8 protein-coding genes are annotated in these 17374 nt (G+C 67.3%); 3 read left to right on the plus strand and 5 right to left on the minus strand.

The window, feature by feature from the left end; genetic code table 11:
- Positions 1–111 precede the first annotated feature (111 nt).
- On the minus strand, positions 112–408 hold the full coding sequence (locus tag V6M89_RS23755; protein ID WP_332855509.1) for a DUF4148 domain-containing protein: 297 nt from the start codon (positions 406–408) through the stop codon (positions 112–114).
- A 241-nt stretch (positions 409–649) separates the two neighbouring features.
- Positions 650–1648 carry an aldo/keto reductase gene (locus V6M89_RS23760; RefSeq protein ID WP_332855517.1) on the minus strand — a complete coding sequence of 333 codons (999 nt, stop codon included), beginning with the start codon at positions 1646–1648 and terminating at the stop codon, positions 650–652.
- Positions 1649–1752: 104 nt separating this feature from the next.
- Here V6M89_RS23760 and V6M89_RS23765 point away from each other — a divergent pair, with 104 nt between their 5' ends.
- Positions 1753–2661, plus strand: coding sequence for a LysR family transcriptional regulator (locus V6M89_RS23765; protein WP_332855510.1), 909 nt, complete (start codon positions 1753–1755; stop codon positions 2659–2661).
- 28 nt (positions 2662–2689) lie between these two features.
- Positions 2690–4354, plus strand: coding sequence for a M20/M25/M40 family metallo-hydrolase (locus V6M89_RS23770; RefSeq protein ID WP_332855511.1), 1665 nt, complete (start codon positions 2690–2692; stop codon positions 4352–4354).
- A 70-nt stretch (positions 4355–4424) separates the two neighbouring features.
- On the opposite strand, the gene V6M89_RS23775 is transcribed toward V6M89_RS23770, so the two are convergent.
- The 3 genes from V6M89_RS23775 to nudC all read right to left on the minus strand — a co-directional run bounded on the left by V6M89_RS23775 (position 4425) and on the right by nudC (position 7194).
- Complete coding sequence (locus V6M89_RS23775; RefSeq protein WP_332855512.1) at positions 4425–5732, minus strand: thioredoxin family protein; 1308 nt, start codon at positions 5730–5732, stop codon at positions 4425–4427.
- Positions 5733–5737: 5 nt separating this feature from the next.
- Positions 5738–6304 (minus strand): GTP cyclohydrolase I FolE, encoded by a 567-nt coding sequence (gene folE / locus V6M89_RS23780; protein ID WP_332855513.1) that lies wholly within the window; start codon positions 6302–6304, stop codon positions 5738–5740.
- Positions 6305–6372: 68 nt separating this feature from the next.
- On the minus strand, positions 6373–7194 hold the full coding sequence (gene nudC / locus V6M89_RS23785) for an NAD(+) diphosphatase (protein WP_332855514.1): 822 nt from the start codon (positions 7192–7194) through the stop codon (positions 6373–6375).
- Between the two features lie 209 nt (positions 7195–7403).
- Here nudC and V6M89_RS23790 point away from each other — a divergent pair, with 209 nt between their 5' ends.
- Positions 7404–17306, plus strand: coding sequence for a beta strand repeat-containing protein (locus tag V6M89_RS23790; protein WP_332855515.1), 9903 nt, complete (start codon positions 7404–7406; stop codon positions 17304–17306).
- Positions 17307–17374: the final 68 nt, after the last annotated feature.

A 17374-nucleotide genomic window follows, 5' to 3' on the forward strand; every position in this document is an offset into this window, starting at 1 on the left:
TACTCGAATTGTCTCGGACAAATGTCGCTTATTTACAAATTTTGCATCAAAAAAAACACAACGGGCGCCGCGATCTGCATCGCGGCGTCCGCTGGGAAAACGTGGTCCGAATTACTGGGCGTTGCGGTCTTTGACGGTCTTGGCGGCCAGTTGCGCATCCACCCGGGCGATCTTGCCGCGCGGCGCCACGTAGGCGACGTCGGTGGTGACTTCGTTCTGCTCCAGCGCGCCGGCCTGGATGGCGGCGATGGTTTCAGCCCTCACCTGGGCGCGGGTGAGCGTGCTTGGGGCAAACTTGGCGTTGGCGATGTCCGCGGTGACTTCGTTCTGTTCCACGGGGCCCTGGGCGAAAGCTGCACCAGCAGCAAGCAGGAGGGAAACCGATGCGATGATGGATTTGGCGTTCATTTTGATGCTCCTTGTCAGATTAAGAGTGGCACCCAGTTCTGAGTGCCAACCGGCTTTGTGTCGTCGATGGAGTCATATTAGGATTAATTTTTCAGATATAAAAGCGCAAATATCCGGTCAAACCCATCCGTTTATCCGATTAGTTAGCCGCCGTCATTCCCGCGAAGGCGGGAATCCATGCTGAGTTTGTCGCACACGCGTTCTATGGTTTCCCGCTTTCGCGGGAATGACGGAGCGCGCGTTAGCCTTTTTCGCTGTCCAGCACCGTGATCGAATGCGCGTCATAGCGGTTGCCCGCAGCGGCGCCAACCGGCACCGCCTGCTCCAGCCGCGCCAGGTCGCTGGCCGACAGCTGCACCCGGGTCGACGCCAGCGCCTCCTCCAGCCGCACGCGGGTGCGGGCGCCCACCAGCGGCACGATGTCCTGGCCCTGCGCCGCCACCCAGGCGATCGCCACCTGCGCCACCGACACGCCCAGCTCGTCGGCGATGGCGCGCAGCTTTTCCACCAGCGCCAGGTTGCGGTCCAGGTTCTCGCCCTGGAAGCGCGGGCTGGCCAGGCCGCGGAAATCGGCCTCGCCCTGGCGCTGCTTGCTCCAGTGGCCGCTGATCAGGCCGCGCGACAGCACGCCGTAGGCGGTGACGGCTATGCCCAGCTCGCGGCAGGTTTGCAGGATGCCGTTCTCGATGCCGCGCGAGATCATCGAATACTCGATCTGCAAATCGGCGATCGGATGCACGGCGTGGGCGCGGCGCAAGGTCTCGCTGCCGACCTCGGACAGGCCGATGTGCTTGACGTGGCCGGCCTGGACCAGCTCAGCGATGGCGCCGACGGTGTCCTCGATAGCCACGTTCGGATCTAGGCGGGCGGGACGGTAGATGTCGATGTGTTCGACGCCCAGGCGTTTGAGCGAATACGCGGCGAAGTTCTTCACCGCCGCCGGGCGGGTATCGATGCCGATCCAGTTGCCGGCCGGGTCGCGCATGGCGCCGAACTTGACGCTGATCTGCACCTGGTCGCGGCCGCCGGCGGCCAGCGCCTCGGCCACCAGCAGTTCATTGTGGCCCATGCCGTAGAAATCGCCGGTGTCGAGCAGGGTGACGCCGGCGTCCATGGCGGCGCGGATGGTGGCCAGGCTTTCCTTGCGGTCGGCCGGACCGTACAGGTCGGACATGCCCATCAGGCCCAGGCCCAGTTGAGCGACTTGCGGGCCGGTGCGGCCAAGTTTGCGGGTTTGCATCATGAATCTCCAAGGTGGTTAGCGAGTGGATTCATTATGCTATTATCGATTGCGGCAATAAATACGGTAAATCCTATTACTTTATTCGAACAAAGATAACAATCATGGACCAATTCAAGGCCATGCAGATCTTCAAGGCGGTGGCCGACTGCAAGAGTTTCACCCAGGCCGCCGAGCAGCTGGACCTGCCCAAGCCCACCGTCACCAACGCCGTGCAGGCCATCGAACAGCAGCTGGGCGTGCGCCTGCTCCAGCGCACCACGCGCAAGGTCAGCCTGACGGTCGAGGGCGCGCAGTACCTGGAGCGCTGCACCGCCCTGCTCAACGACCTGGACAACCTCAACGGCCTGTTCGCCGGCGAGGGCCGGCTGCTCAGCGGCGCGGTGCGGGTCGACCTGCCGGAGCGGCTGGCGCATCTGTACGTGATCCCGGCGCTGCCGGCCTTTTTCCAGCGCCACCCGCACATCCAGGTGCGGCTGGGCTCGAACGACCGCTTCGTCGACCTGGTCGGCGAGGGCATCGATTGCGCGGTGCGCGGCGGCACGCTGCGCGATTCCACGCTGGTGGCGCGCCGCATCGACTCGATGGAGCAGATCAACGTCGCCACGCCCGCCTACCTGGCGCGCCACGGCCGGCCGCAGACGCTGGAGGATTTGCGCCAGCACACGGCGGTCAACTTCTTCTCCAGCCAGAGCGGGCGCGACCTCGACTGGGAATATGTCGATGCCGACGGCGTCGAGCGCACCCAGGCGATGCGCAGCCAGGTCTCGGTCAGCGGCACCGAGGCCTATCTGGCCGCCTGCCTGGCCGGACTGGGCCTGATCCAGATGCCGCGCCAAAGCCTGGCGCCGCTGCTGGCCTCGGGCGAACTGGAGGAAATCCTGCCACAATGGCGTCCCGCGCCGCTGCCCTTGAACATCGTTTATGCCCACAACCGCCACCTGTCGCCGAGGGTGCGGGTGTTTGTAGACTGGCTTGCTAGTGTTCTTGAGCAACAAACTGTGTCAGAATGAGGCATTCCTTCTTAACAATCCTTTCCACATGAGATACCTACTGTCGATGGCGCTGCTGGCGTTAGGCGCCGGCCATGCCCACGCCGCCGCGCCCAAGGCCGGAAAACCGGTCGAGGCCGCGATTGCCGGCATCGACGGCGACCGCCTGCTGCAGCACATCACCATGCTGGCCTCCGACGACTTCGAAGGCCGCGCACCCGGCACGCGCGGCGAAACCGTCACCATCGACTACCTGCAGCAGCAGTTCAAGAAGCTGGGCCTGGAGCCGGGCAACCCGGACGGCACCTATCTGCAGGCGGTGCCGCTGGTGGCCATCTCCAGCCATCCGACGCTGAGCTACGTCAAGGACGGCCAGAGCAAGCAGCTGACCTTCGGCGACGACTATGTCGCCTGGACCGCGCGCACCGAGAAAAAAATCGAGGTGGCCAATTCCGAGCTGGTGTTTGTCGGCTACGGCGTGCAGGCGCCGGAATTCCAGTGGGACGACTACAAGGGCGTCGACCTGAAGGGCAAGACCCTGGTCATGCTGATCAACGACCCGCCGCTGCCGGACCCCAAGCATCCCAAGCTGCTGGACCCGGCCATGTTCGGCGGCAACGCGATCACCCGCTACGGCCGCTGGAACTACAAATTCGAGATGGCGGCCAAGATGGGCGCGGCCGCCGCGCTGATCGTGCACGAGACCAAGCAGGCCAGCTATCCCTACGAGGTGGTGCGCAACAGCTGGGGCCGCGAGAATTTCGCCCTCAAGAGCAAGACGCCGGACCCGGCCTTCCCGGCCATTCCCGGATGGCTGCAGAGCGACCGCGCGCGCGAGCTGTTCAAGGCCGGCGGCCAGGATTTCGACGCGCTCAAGCAGCAGGCCTTGTCGCGCAGCTTCAAGCCGGTGCCGCTGGGCGTCAAGCTCAACGTCACGGCGCTGAACGCCTGGCGCGAAGTCGGCTCGCACAACGTGGTGGGCAAGATTCCCGGCTCCGATCCGCTGTTGAAGAATGAAGTGATCGTCTACAGCGCGCACTGGGACCATTTCGGCATCGACGAGAGCCTGCCGGGTCCGCGCACGCAGCAGATCTTCCACGGCGCCATGGACAACGCCACCGGCGTCGCCGCGCTGCTGGAGATCGCCCGCGTCTACAAGGCGCTGCCAGTGGCGCCCAAGCGCACCATCGTGTTCGTGCTGACCACGGCGGAGGAACGCGGCCTGCTGGGTGCGCAATACTACGCGCGCAATCCGCTGTACCCGCTGAACAAGACGCTGCTGAACATCAACGTGGACGGCCTGAACATGTGGGGCCGCACCCGCGATGTCGAGCTGAGCGGCATGGGCAAATCCAACGCCGACGACCTGGTCACCGCCATCGCGCGCAGCCAGGGCCGCACCGTGCGGCCGGACAGCAACGCCGACTACGGCAGCTTCTACCGTGGCGACCAGTTCGAGTTCGCCAGGGGCGGGGTGCCGGTGGTGTATCTGCGCAGCAGTTCCAACTTCGTCGGCAAAGCTGCCGGCTACGGCCGCGAAAAGCTGTTGAACTACAGCGCCCACCAGTACCACACCGTCAACGACACGGTGCAAGCCAAATGGGACACCAGCGGCGCGGTGGAAGACATCGAACTGCTGTTCAAAGCCGGCTACCAGACCGCCCAAGGCAAAGACCGCCCGCAGTGGAAAGACAACGCCGAGTTCAAGCGCTAAAACCAGAACGCAAACCCGGGGTCAGGTCCCCCATTAATGCATGAGTTCGGCTGTATAGCGTCGCTACAGTTTAGCTCGTGAACAAATGGGGGACCTGACCCCGGATTTTTTGGAGCTGGGAGTGGTTGCGCTGTTGGTGGGCGTCGGCGCCGGCGGTGGCGATGTCGGTGCGCAGGCCCTCGCGGGCTTGCTCGATGCGGGCGCTGTCGTCCGGCGCCAGTTCCAACAGGCTGAGCAGGTAGGTGACGCCCCATTGCAGGCGCGTCGCCGGACCGACGGCCGCTTGACTTGCCTTGCCGTACCAGTCCAGCACGGCCGCCATGTCGCCGCGCCGCTTGGCGCTGGAGGCCAGGCTCAACATGAAGTAGTACGGAGCATGTGATCGCGGCAGTTCGGCCAGCAGCACTTGCTCGGCTTGCGCCGGCAGGCCGGCGTCGTTCAGGGCGCTCACCGCAGTGTTGACCAGCGTGTGGCGTTCGTAGCGATCGGTCGATTCGACCAGCGCCGCTTCCACCCGCAACCGCACCTGCTCCTGCAAGCCTTGCGTCGGCGCCAGCAGGCGGCCCAGGCGCATTTGCAGGCGCACCGCCGTCAGGCGGTCCGGCGCGCTGAGCCAGAAATCGTCGGCCCATTGCGCGGCAGTGGCGCCCAGCGCCGCCACCAGTTCTTCGCGCCGCGTGGCGAATTTGATCAGGTTGACGCCGCTGTTGCCGAGGATGTCCATGTTGGACCGCGCCAGCCGCGCATCGGCAAACACCTTCAGCAGCAAGGCGGCGTTGGCCGCCGCGTCGACATCCTTGCCGGCCGTGGCCAGCTGCGCGTGCAGTTGCAGGCGCACGCCGGCGTCGGCATCGTCGCAGGCGTGCACCAGCGCCAGCAGCGTCGGCGCGAGCGCGCGCGTGCCCAGCAAACGGCCTTCGTCGGTATCCCAGGAATAATGGCTCAGCAACGACCACTCGCCGGCGCTGAGCTTGCGCTCTCCGGACAAGGCCGCCGCCAGCGCGGCCGAGGCGGACGATCCGGCCGCATGCACGGCCAGCGCCGCGTCGAACGCGGCCACGAACAATTCGCCGTCCAGCTCGCACGGCAGGCGCGTGATTTCGCTGCCGTCCGGCGCGTACAGCACCAGCGTCGGATAGCTGCGCAAGCCGTACTGCGCGGCCAGCGCCTGCGCGCCCGCGCTGTCGCCGTCGAGGTGGTAGCACACCACCGAGGCCGAGCGCTGGACGAACTCGTCACGCGCAAAAATATCGGATTTGACCCGGTTGCAGGGCGGGCACCAGACCGCGCCCCAGTACAGGAACAGCGGCCGCTGCTGCGCCGCCGCCAGTGCGAATGCGGCGTCGAGGCCGCCGTGCCGCCAGTCGATCGCCGCCATGCCGCTTACGACTCGCGCGCCAGGGCCAGGAATTCGGTGCGCATCGCCAGGTTGGGCTGCAACTCGCCGAGCATGGCCGAGGTGACGGTTTCTTCGCCCGGCGTGCGGATGCCGCGGCTTTCCATGCACAGGTGGCGGCACTTGACGACCACGCCGACCGCCTTCGGTTCCAGCACTTCCATCAGCGCGTTGGCGATCTGCATGGTCATGCGTTCCTGCACTTGCAGGCGCTTGGCGAAGCAGTCCACCAGGCGGGTCAGCTTGGACAGGCCGACGATCTTGCCATTCGGGACGTAGCCGACCGTGGCCTTGCCGAAGAACGGCGCCAGGTGGTGTTCGCAATGGCTGTAGACCGGAATGCCGCGCACCACGATCAGTTCGTTGTACTGCTCGGCGCCGTCTTCGAAGGCTTTCAGCAGCTCGACCGGGTCCTGGCCGTAGCCGGAGGTCCAGTGTTTCCATGCCTTGGTGACGCGCGCCGGCGTTTCCACCAGACCCGGACGGTCGGGATCTTCACCGAAACTGGCGAGCAGACGACGCCAGTCGCCTTCCGAAAATTCTTTTTGAGACATGATGAAACACCTTTTTTTTACGATTGCCGACAGTATATAGAAATCCGCGGCAGCGCACCCGCCCGGCCTCAGCCGCCGGGCCGGTTGGCCTTCAGCAGCTCGGCGGCGATCGATATCGTGGCCGCCATGTCCGGCCACTCGCTGTCGCCCGGCCCGAACCAGCGCGCGTCGGCGATTTCGGTGGGGTCGACGCGGATCTCGCCGTCCAGGTAGTCGGCGGTGTAGGCGATCATCAGCGAATGCGGGAACGGCCACGACTGGCTGCCGAAGTATTGCAGGTTGTGCACCCGCAGCCCGACCTCCTCGTACACCTCGCGATGCACCGCCTCCTCGATCGATTCGCCCGCCTCCAGGAAGCCGGCCAGCGCCGTGTAGCGCTTGTACGGCGCGTTGGCGTGCATGGCCAGCAGCACTTGCCCGCCCTTGCGTATCAACACCATCATCGCCGGCGAGATGCGCGGATAGGCGCTCATGCCGCAGGCCGGACATTTGTAGCAGCGCTCGCCCTCCAGCCGGCCCATCGGCGTGGCGCAAGCGCCACAATAGCGATGGGTGCGCGCCCAGTCGGCCAGTTGGAAAGCCCGGCCGGCCAAGGCCACGAAACCGTCGTCGACGATGCCGAACAGCGAGCGCAAACCGTGATAGCCGTACTCCGGCCCCGGTAGCTCCGGTTGATCGACCCACGCCAGTTGATAGTAGCGGCCTTCCCACTCGCCCAGCGCGTGAAAGCGCTCCGGCGGCAATTTCAGCGCCGCCACGGCCTGCTGGTCGGGCAAACCCAGGATTTCGTTGCGCAAAAGCAACTCCCCGCGATGGAACACGAAAGTGAGCGGATGCTCGTGCTCGGCGGGGCGTATCAGCGGCGTAAATGTGGCGGGCGTCAGCAGCATGGCGGGGAGGCTCAGGTTTTATCGCAAAACATGATCTTACAGTGTTTCCTAAATGATTATTTTAGGCCGTTAGAATTGATGACAATTAGATGACGGAAAACGCGCTAAGTCATTGTTTTCAGACCAAGATTTAAACCATTTTTAGGTCTGTGCTCTCCGCATGGGGTCGATTGGCGGTACTATATATTTCCGTAAGGAGACTATTAAACATGCCATCACTCGTACCTGGTTTAACGACCGACCAAATCGCCAGCCTTCGCACCGATCAGATCGCTTCTCTGACGACGGCGGACATGATCCTGTTCACGACCCTGCAAATGACCGCATGGAATACTGAGCAGATGGGGGCGTTTGGCACCAGCCAGTTACGAGCCTTGTCCACCCAGAACCTGCAAGCGCTCAACACGCTGCAACTGGGCGCCGGCCTCACCACCAAGCAGATCGCGGCGCTGACCACCGGCCAGATCGTCAGCCTGAGCACCAACCAGCTGGTCAACGGCCTCACCACCGACCAGTTCGCCGCACTGCTGACCGCGCAAGTGGCCGCGCTCGGCACGCAGCAGCTGTCCATCGTCGGCACCGGCGACATCGCCGCGCTGCGCAGCGCGCAGCTGGTGGCGCTGTCGACCGCGCAAGTGCGCTCGCTGAGCACCGACCAGATCGTCGCCCTGAGCAGCAACCAGGCCGCCGCGCTGCAAACCCGCCAGGTCGCCGCGCTGAGCAGCAACCAGCTGGCCAGCATCGACACCGACGACATCGCCGCGCTGGGCACGCAGCAGCTGCTGGCGCTCGGCACCAGCCTGCTGGGCGCGCTGACCACGGCGCAGATGGCCGCACTGCGCACCGCGCAAAGCAGCAGCCTGTCGACCCAGCAGATCAGCGCCTTGGGCAGCGACCAGCTGGCCGCGCTGGGCACCGCCGGCTTCGCCGCGCTGAAGACCGCGCAGATCGCCGCCCTGACCACCAAACAATTCGCCGCCCTCAGCACCGACCAGATCGTCGCGCTGACCACCGCGCAAACCGCCGCCCTGACCACGCTGCAACTGGGCCAGATGTCCAGCGCCCAGCTGGCCGCGATGGAAACCCAGGACTTCGCCGCGCTCAAGAGCCAGCAACTGAACGCGCTGAGCACCGCCACCACCGCCGTGCTCAGCACCGACCAGATCGCCGCGCTGACCACCGCCCAGGTCGCGGCGCTGCGCAGCGGCCAGTTGCGCGGCCTCTCCACCGACCAGATCGTCGCGCTGACCACGGCCCAGGTGGCCGCGCTGGGCACGGCGCAAATCATCGTGCTGAGCTCCGACCAGGTGGCCGCGATCGAAACCCGCGACCTGGCCGCGATTAAGACGGCGCAAGTGGCCGCCTTCACCACCGCCCAGATCAACGCGCTGGGCACGGCCCAGCTGGCCGGCCTGACGACCGCGCAAGCGGCCGGCCTGGCCACGCAACAACTGGCGGCGCTGGGCACCACGCTGCTGGCCGCGATGGAAACGCAGGACCTGGCCGCGCTGCGCACCATGCAGATCGCCGCCCTGTCCAGCAACGGCATCGCCGCGCTCGGCACCGACCAGATCGCCGCCCTGAGCTCGCTGCAAATGGGCGCGCTGAAAACCGCGCAACTGGCCGCGCTGGGCACCGACCAGATCGCCGTACTGAACACCGCGCAAGTCGCCGGCCTGGGCTCGCAGCAAGTGGCCGCGCTGTCGACCGCGCAGCTGACCGCGCTGAGCACCGCCAACTTCGCCTCGCTCAAAACCCAGCAGCTGGCCGCCATGGGCACCAGCCTGATCGCCGCGCTCAGCACCGACCAGATCGTCGCGCTGAAGACCGCGCAAGCCAACGCCCTGAGCTCGCTGCAACTGTCGGCGCTGTCCAGCGACCAGTTGGGCGCGATGGAAACCCAGGACCTGGCCGCCTTGCGCAGCCAGCAGCTGGGCGGCCTGAGCACCAGCAACGTCCACAGCCTGAGCACCGACCAGGTCGCCGCGCTGACCACCGCGCAGGTGGCCGCGCTGAGCACGCAGCAAATCAACGCCCTCGACACCGACCAGATCGTCAGCCTGACCACGGCCCAGGCCACCTCGCTGACCACGCGCCAGGTCGCCTCCCTGAGCAGCAACCAGGTGGCCGCCTTGGAAACCCGCGACCTGGCCGCGCTGAAAACGGCGCAGCTGGCCGCGCTGAACACCGCCCAGTTCGGCGCGCTGACCACCGGCCAGGTCGCCGGCCTCAGCTCGCAGCAAGTGGCCTCGCTGGCCACCCAGCAGATCGCCGTGCTGAGCACCGACCAGATCGCCGCGATGGAAACCCAGGACCTGGTGGCGTTGAAATCGCAGCAGGCCGCCGCGCTGAGCACCAATGCCGTGGCCGCCCTGACCACGGCGCAGTTCGCCGCGCTGTCCAGCATCCAGCTGAGCAACCTCACCACCGCCCAGGTCGCCGCGCTGACCACCGACCAGATCGTCGCGCTGACCACGCAGCAGGCCGCCGCGCTGAGCACGCGTGAAATCGCCGCCCTGTCGACCAACCAGCTGAACGCGCTGGAAACGGCCGACTTCGCCGCGCTGAAGACCGCGCAAATCGTCGCCATGACCTCGCTCCAGGTGGCCTCGCTGGGCACCGACCTGATCGTCGCCCTGACCACCGCGCAAGCGGGCGCGCTGACGCCGTCCCAACTGAACGCGCTGAGCTCCGACCAGCTCAACGCGATGGAAACCCAGGACTTCGCCGCGCTGCAGACCAGCCAGCTGCTGGGCCTGGGCACCAAGGCGGTCGCCTCGCTGACCATCGGCCAGGTGGCCGCGCTGAAGACCGCGCAGATCGTCCAGCTGACGTCCGACCAGATCCACGTGCTCAACTCCGCCCAGCTGGGCGCGCTGAACACCGCGCAAGTGAACGCCTTCAGCACCGCCCAGATCGGCTATCTGCTGACCGAGCAGGTGGCCGTGCTGACCACCGCCGACTGGGCCTCGCTGAAATCGAGCCAGCTCAACGCGCTGAGCTCGAACCAGCTGGCCGCCGTCACCACCGACCAGATCGTCGCGCTGACCTCGCTGCAAGCGGGCGCGCTGTCGACCCAGCAAATCGCCCTGCTGTCGAGCGACCAGATCGTCGCGCTGGAAACGGCCGACCTGGCCGCGCTGAAAACCCAGCAGATCGTGGCCCTGGCCACATCCGACGTGGCCGCCATCACCACCGCCCAGCTGCAAGCGATGAAGACCCAGCAGCTGGCCGCGCTGACCAGCAAACAGCTGGCCGCACTGAGCACCGACCAGATCGCCGCGCTGACCACCGCCCAGGCCAGCAACCTGGGCAGCCAGCAAATCGCCGTGCTGTCCAGCGACCAGTTGCAGGCCATCGAGACCGACGACCTGGCCGCGCTGAAGACCGCGCAGCTGGCCGCGCTGGGCACCGCCCAGGTCAACCTGCTGAGCACCGACCAGATCGTCGCCCTGACCACCGCGCAGTTCGCCAGCCTGAGCACGCGCCAGCTGCTGTCGCTGGTCAGCAACCAGATCGTCGCGATTGAAACCCGCGACCTGGCCGCGCTGCGCACCGCGCAAATCGCCGGCCTGAGCAGCGACAACCTGAACGCCTTGAGCAGCGCGCAGCTGCAGGCGCTGACCACGGCCCAGCTGGCCGCGCTGGGCAGCAGCCAGTTGCTGGCGCTCGCCACCGCGCAGATCGCCAGCCTGAGCACGGTACAAGTGAGCAATCTCGTCACCGCCCAGGTCGCCCTGCTGAGCAGCGACCAATTGGTGGCGCTGGGCACGCAGGCGCTGTCGCTGATGAAGACCGCGCAGATCGCCGCCCTCAAGACCGCGCAGATCGCCACGCTGAACAGCGACCAGCTGGTCGCGCTGACCAGCGCCCAGGTCAGCAACCTGAGCACGCAGCAAATCGCCGTCCTCAGCAGCGACCAGGTCAACGCGCTGGAAAGCCAGGACTTCGCCGCGCTCAAGACCGCGCAGTTCGCCGCGCTGGGCACCGACGTCATCGCCAGCCTCAGCACCGCACAAGCCGCCGCGCTGACCACCCAGCAGGTATCCAGCCTGAGCACGCGCCAGCTGGCCGCGCTCGGTACCGCGCAATTGCAGGCGCTGTCCACCAGCGACATCGTCGCACTGCGCAGCGCGCAAATGCCTGGCCTGACCACCGACCAGCTCGACGCGTTGACCAGCGACCAGTTCCGCGCGCTGAGCGTGGCCCAGATGGCCGCCCTGAGCAGCGCCCAGTTCCAGTCGCTGAGCACCGACCAGATCGTCGCGCTGAGCACCCTGCAGGCGGCCAACCTCGGCACCGCCCAGGTGCGCGCGCTGAGCGCCACCCAGCTGGCCGCGCTGGAAACGCAAGACCTGGCCGCCTTCAAGACCCAGCAAGTGGCCGCGCTCAGCACCGACCAGTTCGTCCTGCTCAACAGCGACCAGATCGCCGGCCTGACCGCCGCCCAGGTGGCCGGCCTGACCTCGCTGCAACTGGTGGCGCTGGCCACCGACCAGCTGCGCGCGCTGGAAACCCAGGACCTGGCCGCGCTGCGCACCGCCCAGCTGCAATCGCTGAGCACCGACCAGCTCGACGCCATCAGCACCGACCAGTTGCAGGCCATGACGCCGGCCCAGCTGGCCTCGCTGAGCAGCGCCCAGTTCCAGGGCCTGCAGACCGCACAGATCAGCTCGCTGACCACGCAGCAAGTGGCGGCGCTGGCCACCGGCCAGATCGCCAGCCTGACGGCCGGCCAGCTGGGCGCGCTCAACACCGATGAAATCGTCGCGCTGAAGACCGCGCAGATCAACGCCCTGCGCACCGCCCAGGTGGTTCTGCTGAGCACCGACCAGATCATGGCGATGACCAGCAACCAGGTCGGCTCGATGTCGACCGCCCAGCTGTCCTCGCTGTCCTCGGACCAGGTGGCGGCCCTGAGCACGGCCGACTTCGCCGCGCTGAGCGCCGCCCAGCTGACCGCGCTGGGCATGCTGAGCAACCTGACCACCGACCAGATCCAGGCGCTGACCCCGGCCCAGATCGGCGGCCTGAGCACCGACCAGATCTCGGCGCTGAGCACCAACCAGATCGTCGCCCTGACCACCAAGCAGATCGGCAGCCTGAGCACCGCCGGCGTCGGCGTGCTGAGCAGCGACCAGCTGCGCGCGCTGGAACTGGAAGACCTGGTCGTGATGAAGACCGCGCAACTGGCGGCCTTGAAAACCCTACAGGTCAGCCAGCTGACCACCGACCAGGTGCAGGCGCTGACCACGGCGCAAGCGGCCAGCCTGGCCACCGCCCAGGTCGCTGCGCTGACCACCGACCAGGTCGTCGCGCTGAGCACCGACGACATCCTGGCGCTGAAGACCGCGCAGATCGCCGCCCTGAGCAGCGACCAGATCGCCGCGCTGGTGATAGACCAGGTGCAGAGCCTGGGCGCCACCCAGCTGAACGCGCTGAGCAGCGCGCAAGTCCAGTCGCTGGGCTCGGACCAGATCATAGAACTGACCACCCAGCAATTCCTGGCGCTGGGCACGGCGCAAGTGGCCGCGCTGTCCACGCAACAACTGAGCGTGATCGAGACCGAAGACCTGGCCGCGCTGAAGACCGCGCAGATCGCCGTGCTGAGCACCGACCAGATGCAGGCGCTGGCGATCGACCGCATCGCCGCGCTGACCACCGCGCAGGCGCAGGCGCTGACCACCAACCAGCTGCTGGCGCTGACGTCGGCGCAAGTCCAGGCCCTCAGCACCGACGACCTGGACGCGCTGAAAGCCGCGCAGATCGCCGCCCTCGGCAGCGACCAGCTCAACGCCCTGATCGCCGACCAGCTGCAAAACCTGGGCTCGGCGCAGCTGAACGCGCTGACCACGGCGCAGTTCCGCGCGCTCAGCACCGACCAGATCGTCGCGCTGACCACCCAGCAATACACCCAGCTGGGCACGGCGCAGCTGGCCGCGCTCAGTTCCGACCAGCTGGCCACGATGGAGCTGGAAGACTTGTCCGCCCTGCTGAGCAACCAGATCCTGGCGCTGGGCACCCTGCAGATCTCGCAGCTGGACCTGGCCCATATCAGCGTGCTGACCACCGTACAGGCGGCCGCGCTGAGCAGCAACCAGCTGGTGGCGCTGTCGACCGACCAGTTGCAGTCGCTCGGCACCGACCAGCTGCAAGCGCTGAAGACCGCGCAAGTGCAGGCGCTGACCACCAACCAGCTGATCTCGCTGACGATGGACCAGCTGCAAAACCTGACCACCCTGCAGATGGACGCGCTGACCTCGGCCCAGGCCGCCGCGCTGACCACCGCGCAGATCGCCGCGCTGACCACGCTGCAAGTGGACAACCTGGCGACCCGCCAGCTGAACGCGCTGAGCAGCGACCAGATCGCCGCCATCAGCACCGACAACTTCGCCACGCTGTCGAGCACGCAGATCGGCGCGCTCAACGCCGCCCAGTTCGGCGCCATCACCACCGACCAGATGGTCGGCCTGAGCAGCATGCAAGTGGCGGCGCTGAGCACCGCGCAAGTGGCAGCCTTCAGCAGCGACCAACTGGACGCGCTGGAAACGGCCGACTTCGTCGCGCTCAAATCGGCGCAGATCGCCGCCATCGGCAGCGCCAACATCGCCGCCCTGACCACCGACCTGGTCAGCGTGATGACGACCGCCCAGATCGTCGGCCTGGGCAGCGGCCAGATCGCCGCCCTGAGCACCGACCACATCACCGTGCTGGGCACGGCCCAGGTCGGCACGTTGAGCACGCTGCAAATCACCGCGCTCAGCACCGGCCACATCGCCGCGCTCAGCACCATGGACTTCGTGGCGCTGCGCAGCAACCAGCTGGCCGCGTTCAGCTCGGCGCAGTTCGCCGCGCTGACCAGCGACCAGTTGAACGCGCTGTCGACCAGCGCCTTCACCGGCCTGACCACGCAGATGATCGCCGCGCTGACGCCGGCGCAATTCAGCCAGCTGAGCACGGCGCAGGTCAGCGCGCTGACCTCGCTGCAGTCGCCGGCGCTGAGCACCGGGCAGTTGACCGCGCTGGACACCGACCAGTTCGCCGCGCTGAACACCAGCGCCATCAACCACCTGCTGGCCAGCCAGTTCGGCGCGCTGACCACCGACCAGATCGTCGCCCTGCGCACCGCGCAAGTGCGCGCGCTGAGCAGCGTGCAGCTGACCGCGCTGACCAGCGACCAGGTCGCCGCGCTGGAAACGGCCGACCTGGCCGCGCTGAGCACCGCCCAGTTCACCACGCTGGGCAGCGACCAGCTGCAAGCCCTGCTGACCGACCAGTTCGTCACCTTGGGCACCGCGCAAGTCGCGGCGCTCACCACCGACCAGATCGCCAGCGGCCTGAGCACCGACCAGATCGTTGCGCTGACCACCGCGCAGGCGAGCTCGCTGGCCACGCGCCAGGTGGCCGCGCTCACCACGGCCCAGATCGCCGCGCTGGAAACGGCCGACCTGTCGTCGTTCGCCACGCGCCAGATCGTGGCGCTGGGCAGCGACCAGATCGCCGCGCTGGGCAGCGACCAGCTGAACGCGCTAACCACGGCCGAGCTGACCGCGCTGACCACCAGCCAGATCAACTACGGCCTCGGCACCGCCCAGCTGATCGCGCTCGACAGCGCCCACATCACGGCGCTGGGCACGGCGCAGCTGGCCTACGGCCTGAGCAGCGACAGCATCGCCGCCCTGACCACCGACCAGATCGTCGCGCTGCGCACCGCGCAGACGTCCATCCTCACCAGCAGCCAGGTGCAGGCGCTGACGACCGACCAGATCGTTGCGCTGAGCACCGCGCAGGCCTCCACGCTGAGCACGCGGCAAGTCGCCGCGCTGACCACCGACCAGATCGTCGCGCTGGAAACGGCCGACCTGGCCGCGCTGGCCACGCGCCAGATCGCCGCCCTCGGCTCCGACCAGATCAGCCAGCTGGGCAGCGACCAGCTCAACGCGCTGACCTTGACGCAGCTGGCCGCCTTCAGCACCAGCCAGCTGTCCAACGGCCTGCAGATCAACCAGGTGGCGGCACTGGACACCGACCACATCGCCGCGCTGAGCACCGCGCAGGTGGCCTACGGCCTGACCATCAACAACCTGCTGGCCCTGACCAGCGACCAGGTGCGCGCGCTGAAAACCGCGCAGATCGCGGCGCTGACCACCGCCCAGGCCAGCAGCCTCTCCACCGACCAGATCGTCGCGCTGGCCACGGCCCAGATCACCGGCCTGTCGGTGGCGCAGATGCCGACGCTGAGCGCCGACCAGCTGGCCGCGCTGAGCACCGGCCAGGTGGCCGCGCTCGACACGCAAGACCTGGCCGCGCTGACCGCCAGCCAGTTCATCGGCCTCTCCACCGACCAGACCGTCGCGCTGACGACGGCCCAGGTGCGCGGCTTGAAAACCGCGCAGATCGCCGCCATCGACGTGCCGCAGATTAACGTCCTCAGCACCGACCAGATCGCCGCGCTGAGCACCGCGCAAGCGGCCTCGCTGAGCATCAACGCCATCGTCGCGCTGTCGACCAACCAGATCGGCGCCTTGCAGACGGCCGACGTGGCCGCGCTGGGCACCTTGCAGATCACCAGCCTGGACGTCAGCCAGCTGGCCGGCCTGAACACCGCGCAGATCCAGGCCCTGACCAGCCTGCAGCTGGGCGCGATGACGGCCGACCAGATGTTCGCGCTGAGCACCAGCCAGATCGCCGCGCTGCGCACCGCGCAGATCGGCTACCTGAGCACCACCCAGCTGGCCGCGCTGTCCGACACGCAGATCCAGGCGCTGACCACGGCGCAGGTCGCCAGCATCAAGCTCAGCCAGATCACCGCGCTGACGGTGGACCAGATGGCCGCGTTCAGCACCGACCAGCTGCAGGCGGTGACCACCTCGCAGATCCAGACGCTGACCACGACCCAGCTCAACGCGCTGACCGGCCCGCAGGCGGCGGCGCTGACCACCACCCAGATGGCGGCGCTGAAGAACGCCCAGATCGCCGCGCTGACGGTGGACCAGATCAACGCCTTCACCACCACGCAACTGGGGGCCTGGACCACCAGCCAGCTCGGTTCGCTGACGGCGACCCAGATCGGCTACCTGTCGACCACGCAGATCGCCGGCCTGACCAATCCGCAAGTGGCCGGCCTGAAAACCAGCCAGCTGATCGTCTTCACCACCGACCAGATCGCCGCGTTCACGGCCGGCCAGGTGCCGTCGCTGACCACGGCCGGGCTGGCCGCGCTGAGCGTCACCCAGGCCAACGCCTTCACCGGCGCCCAGGTCTCGGCCATGATCGTCTCGCAGACCATGGCGCTGAACGCCGGCTCGACCAACTACGCCACGCCGCTGGTGCTGGACCTGGACGGCAACGGCGTGCGGACGCTGGGCATCGCGGCCGGGGTGCAGTTCGACATCCGCGCCGAAGGCCAGGCCGTGAGCACCGGCTGGGTCGACGCCCACGACGGCCTGTTGACCCTGGACCGCAACGGCGACGGCGTCATCAACGACGGCGGCGAACTGTTCGGCAGCGCCACCACGCTGGCGAACGGCGCCAAGGCGGCCGACGGCTACGCCGCGCTGAAGTCGCTCGACAGCAACGGCGACGGCCAGATCACCAGCGCCGACAGCGCGTTCGGCGCGCTGCGGGTGTGGGTCGACGGCAACTCCGACGGCGTCAGCCAGGCGGACGAGCTGAAGACGCTGGAGCAGCTGGGCATCGCCGCCATCGGCACCAGCGCCGACCACGCGCTGACGCTACAGAACGGCAACGCCATCGGCCTGACGTCGAGCTACACCAGCACCGACGGCAGCACGCACGCCAGCGCCGACGTCTGGTTCCTGGCGCAGAAGACCGCGGGCACGGTTGCGGCCACGCTGCAACAGCAGGTGAGCGGCCTGAGCAACGCCATGGCAAGCTACGCCAGCGACATCCCTGCGGCGCCCGCGCCACAGGCGGCGCCGGGCCAGCCGGCCGACACGGCAGCGGCCGCTAGCAATGCGCAAGCGATGGCCGACGCCATGCAGCACTACCGCAGCCGCCAGGCGCTGCAAGGCGCCGCCGCCGCGCTGAACACCCAGCACGACGACGCGCTGCGCAACGCCGGCAACTGGTTCAGCGTCCCCAACCGCTAAACCAAACCCGGGGTCAGGTCCCCCATTTGAGCATGAGCCCGGCTAAATAGCCGGGCTCATGCTCAAAT

The organism is Duganella sp. S19_KUP01_CR8 (genome assembly GCF_036688705.1).
GTDB lineage: Bacteria > Pseudomonadota > Gammaproteobacteria > Burkholderiales > Burkholderiaceae_D > Rugamonas.

Bases quoted from the DNA above. Each gene is read 5' to 3' on its own strand.
- V6M89_RS23755 (WP_332855509.1), bottom strand. From the start codon at position 408: ATGAACGCCAAATCCATCATCGCATCGGTTTCCCTCCTGCTTGCTGCT.
- V6M89_RS23760 (WP_332855517.1), bottom strand. From the start codon at position 1,648: ATGCAAACCCGCAAACTTGGCCGCACCGGCCCGCAAGTCGCTCAACTG.
- V6M89_RS23765 (WP_332855510.1), top strand. From the start codon at position 1,753: ATGGACCAATTCAAGGCCATGCAGATCTTCAAGGCGGTGGCCGACTGC.
- V6M89_RS23770 (WP_332855511.1), top strand. From the start codon at position 2,690: ATGAGATACCTACTGTCGATGGCGCTGCTGGCGTTAGGCGCCGGCCAT.
- V6M89_RS23775 (WP_332855512.1), bottom strand. From the start codon at position 5,732: ATGGCGGCGATCGACTGGCGGCACGGCGGCCTCGACGCCGCATTCGCA.
- folE (WP_332855513.1), bottom strand. From the start codon at position 6,304: ATGTCTCAAAAAGAATTTTCGGAAGGCGACTGGCGTCGTCTGCTCGCC.
- nudC (WP_332855514.1), bottom strand. From the start codon at position 7,194: ATGCTGCTGACGCCCGCCACATTTACGCCGCTGATACGCCCCGCCGAG.
- V6M89_RS23790 (WP_332855515.1), top strand. From the start codon at position 7,404: ATGCCATCACTCGTACCTGGTTTAACGACCGACCAAATCGCCAGCCTT.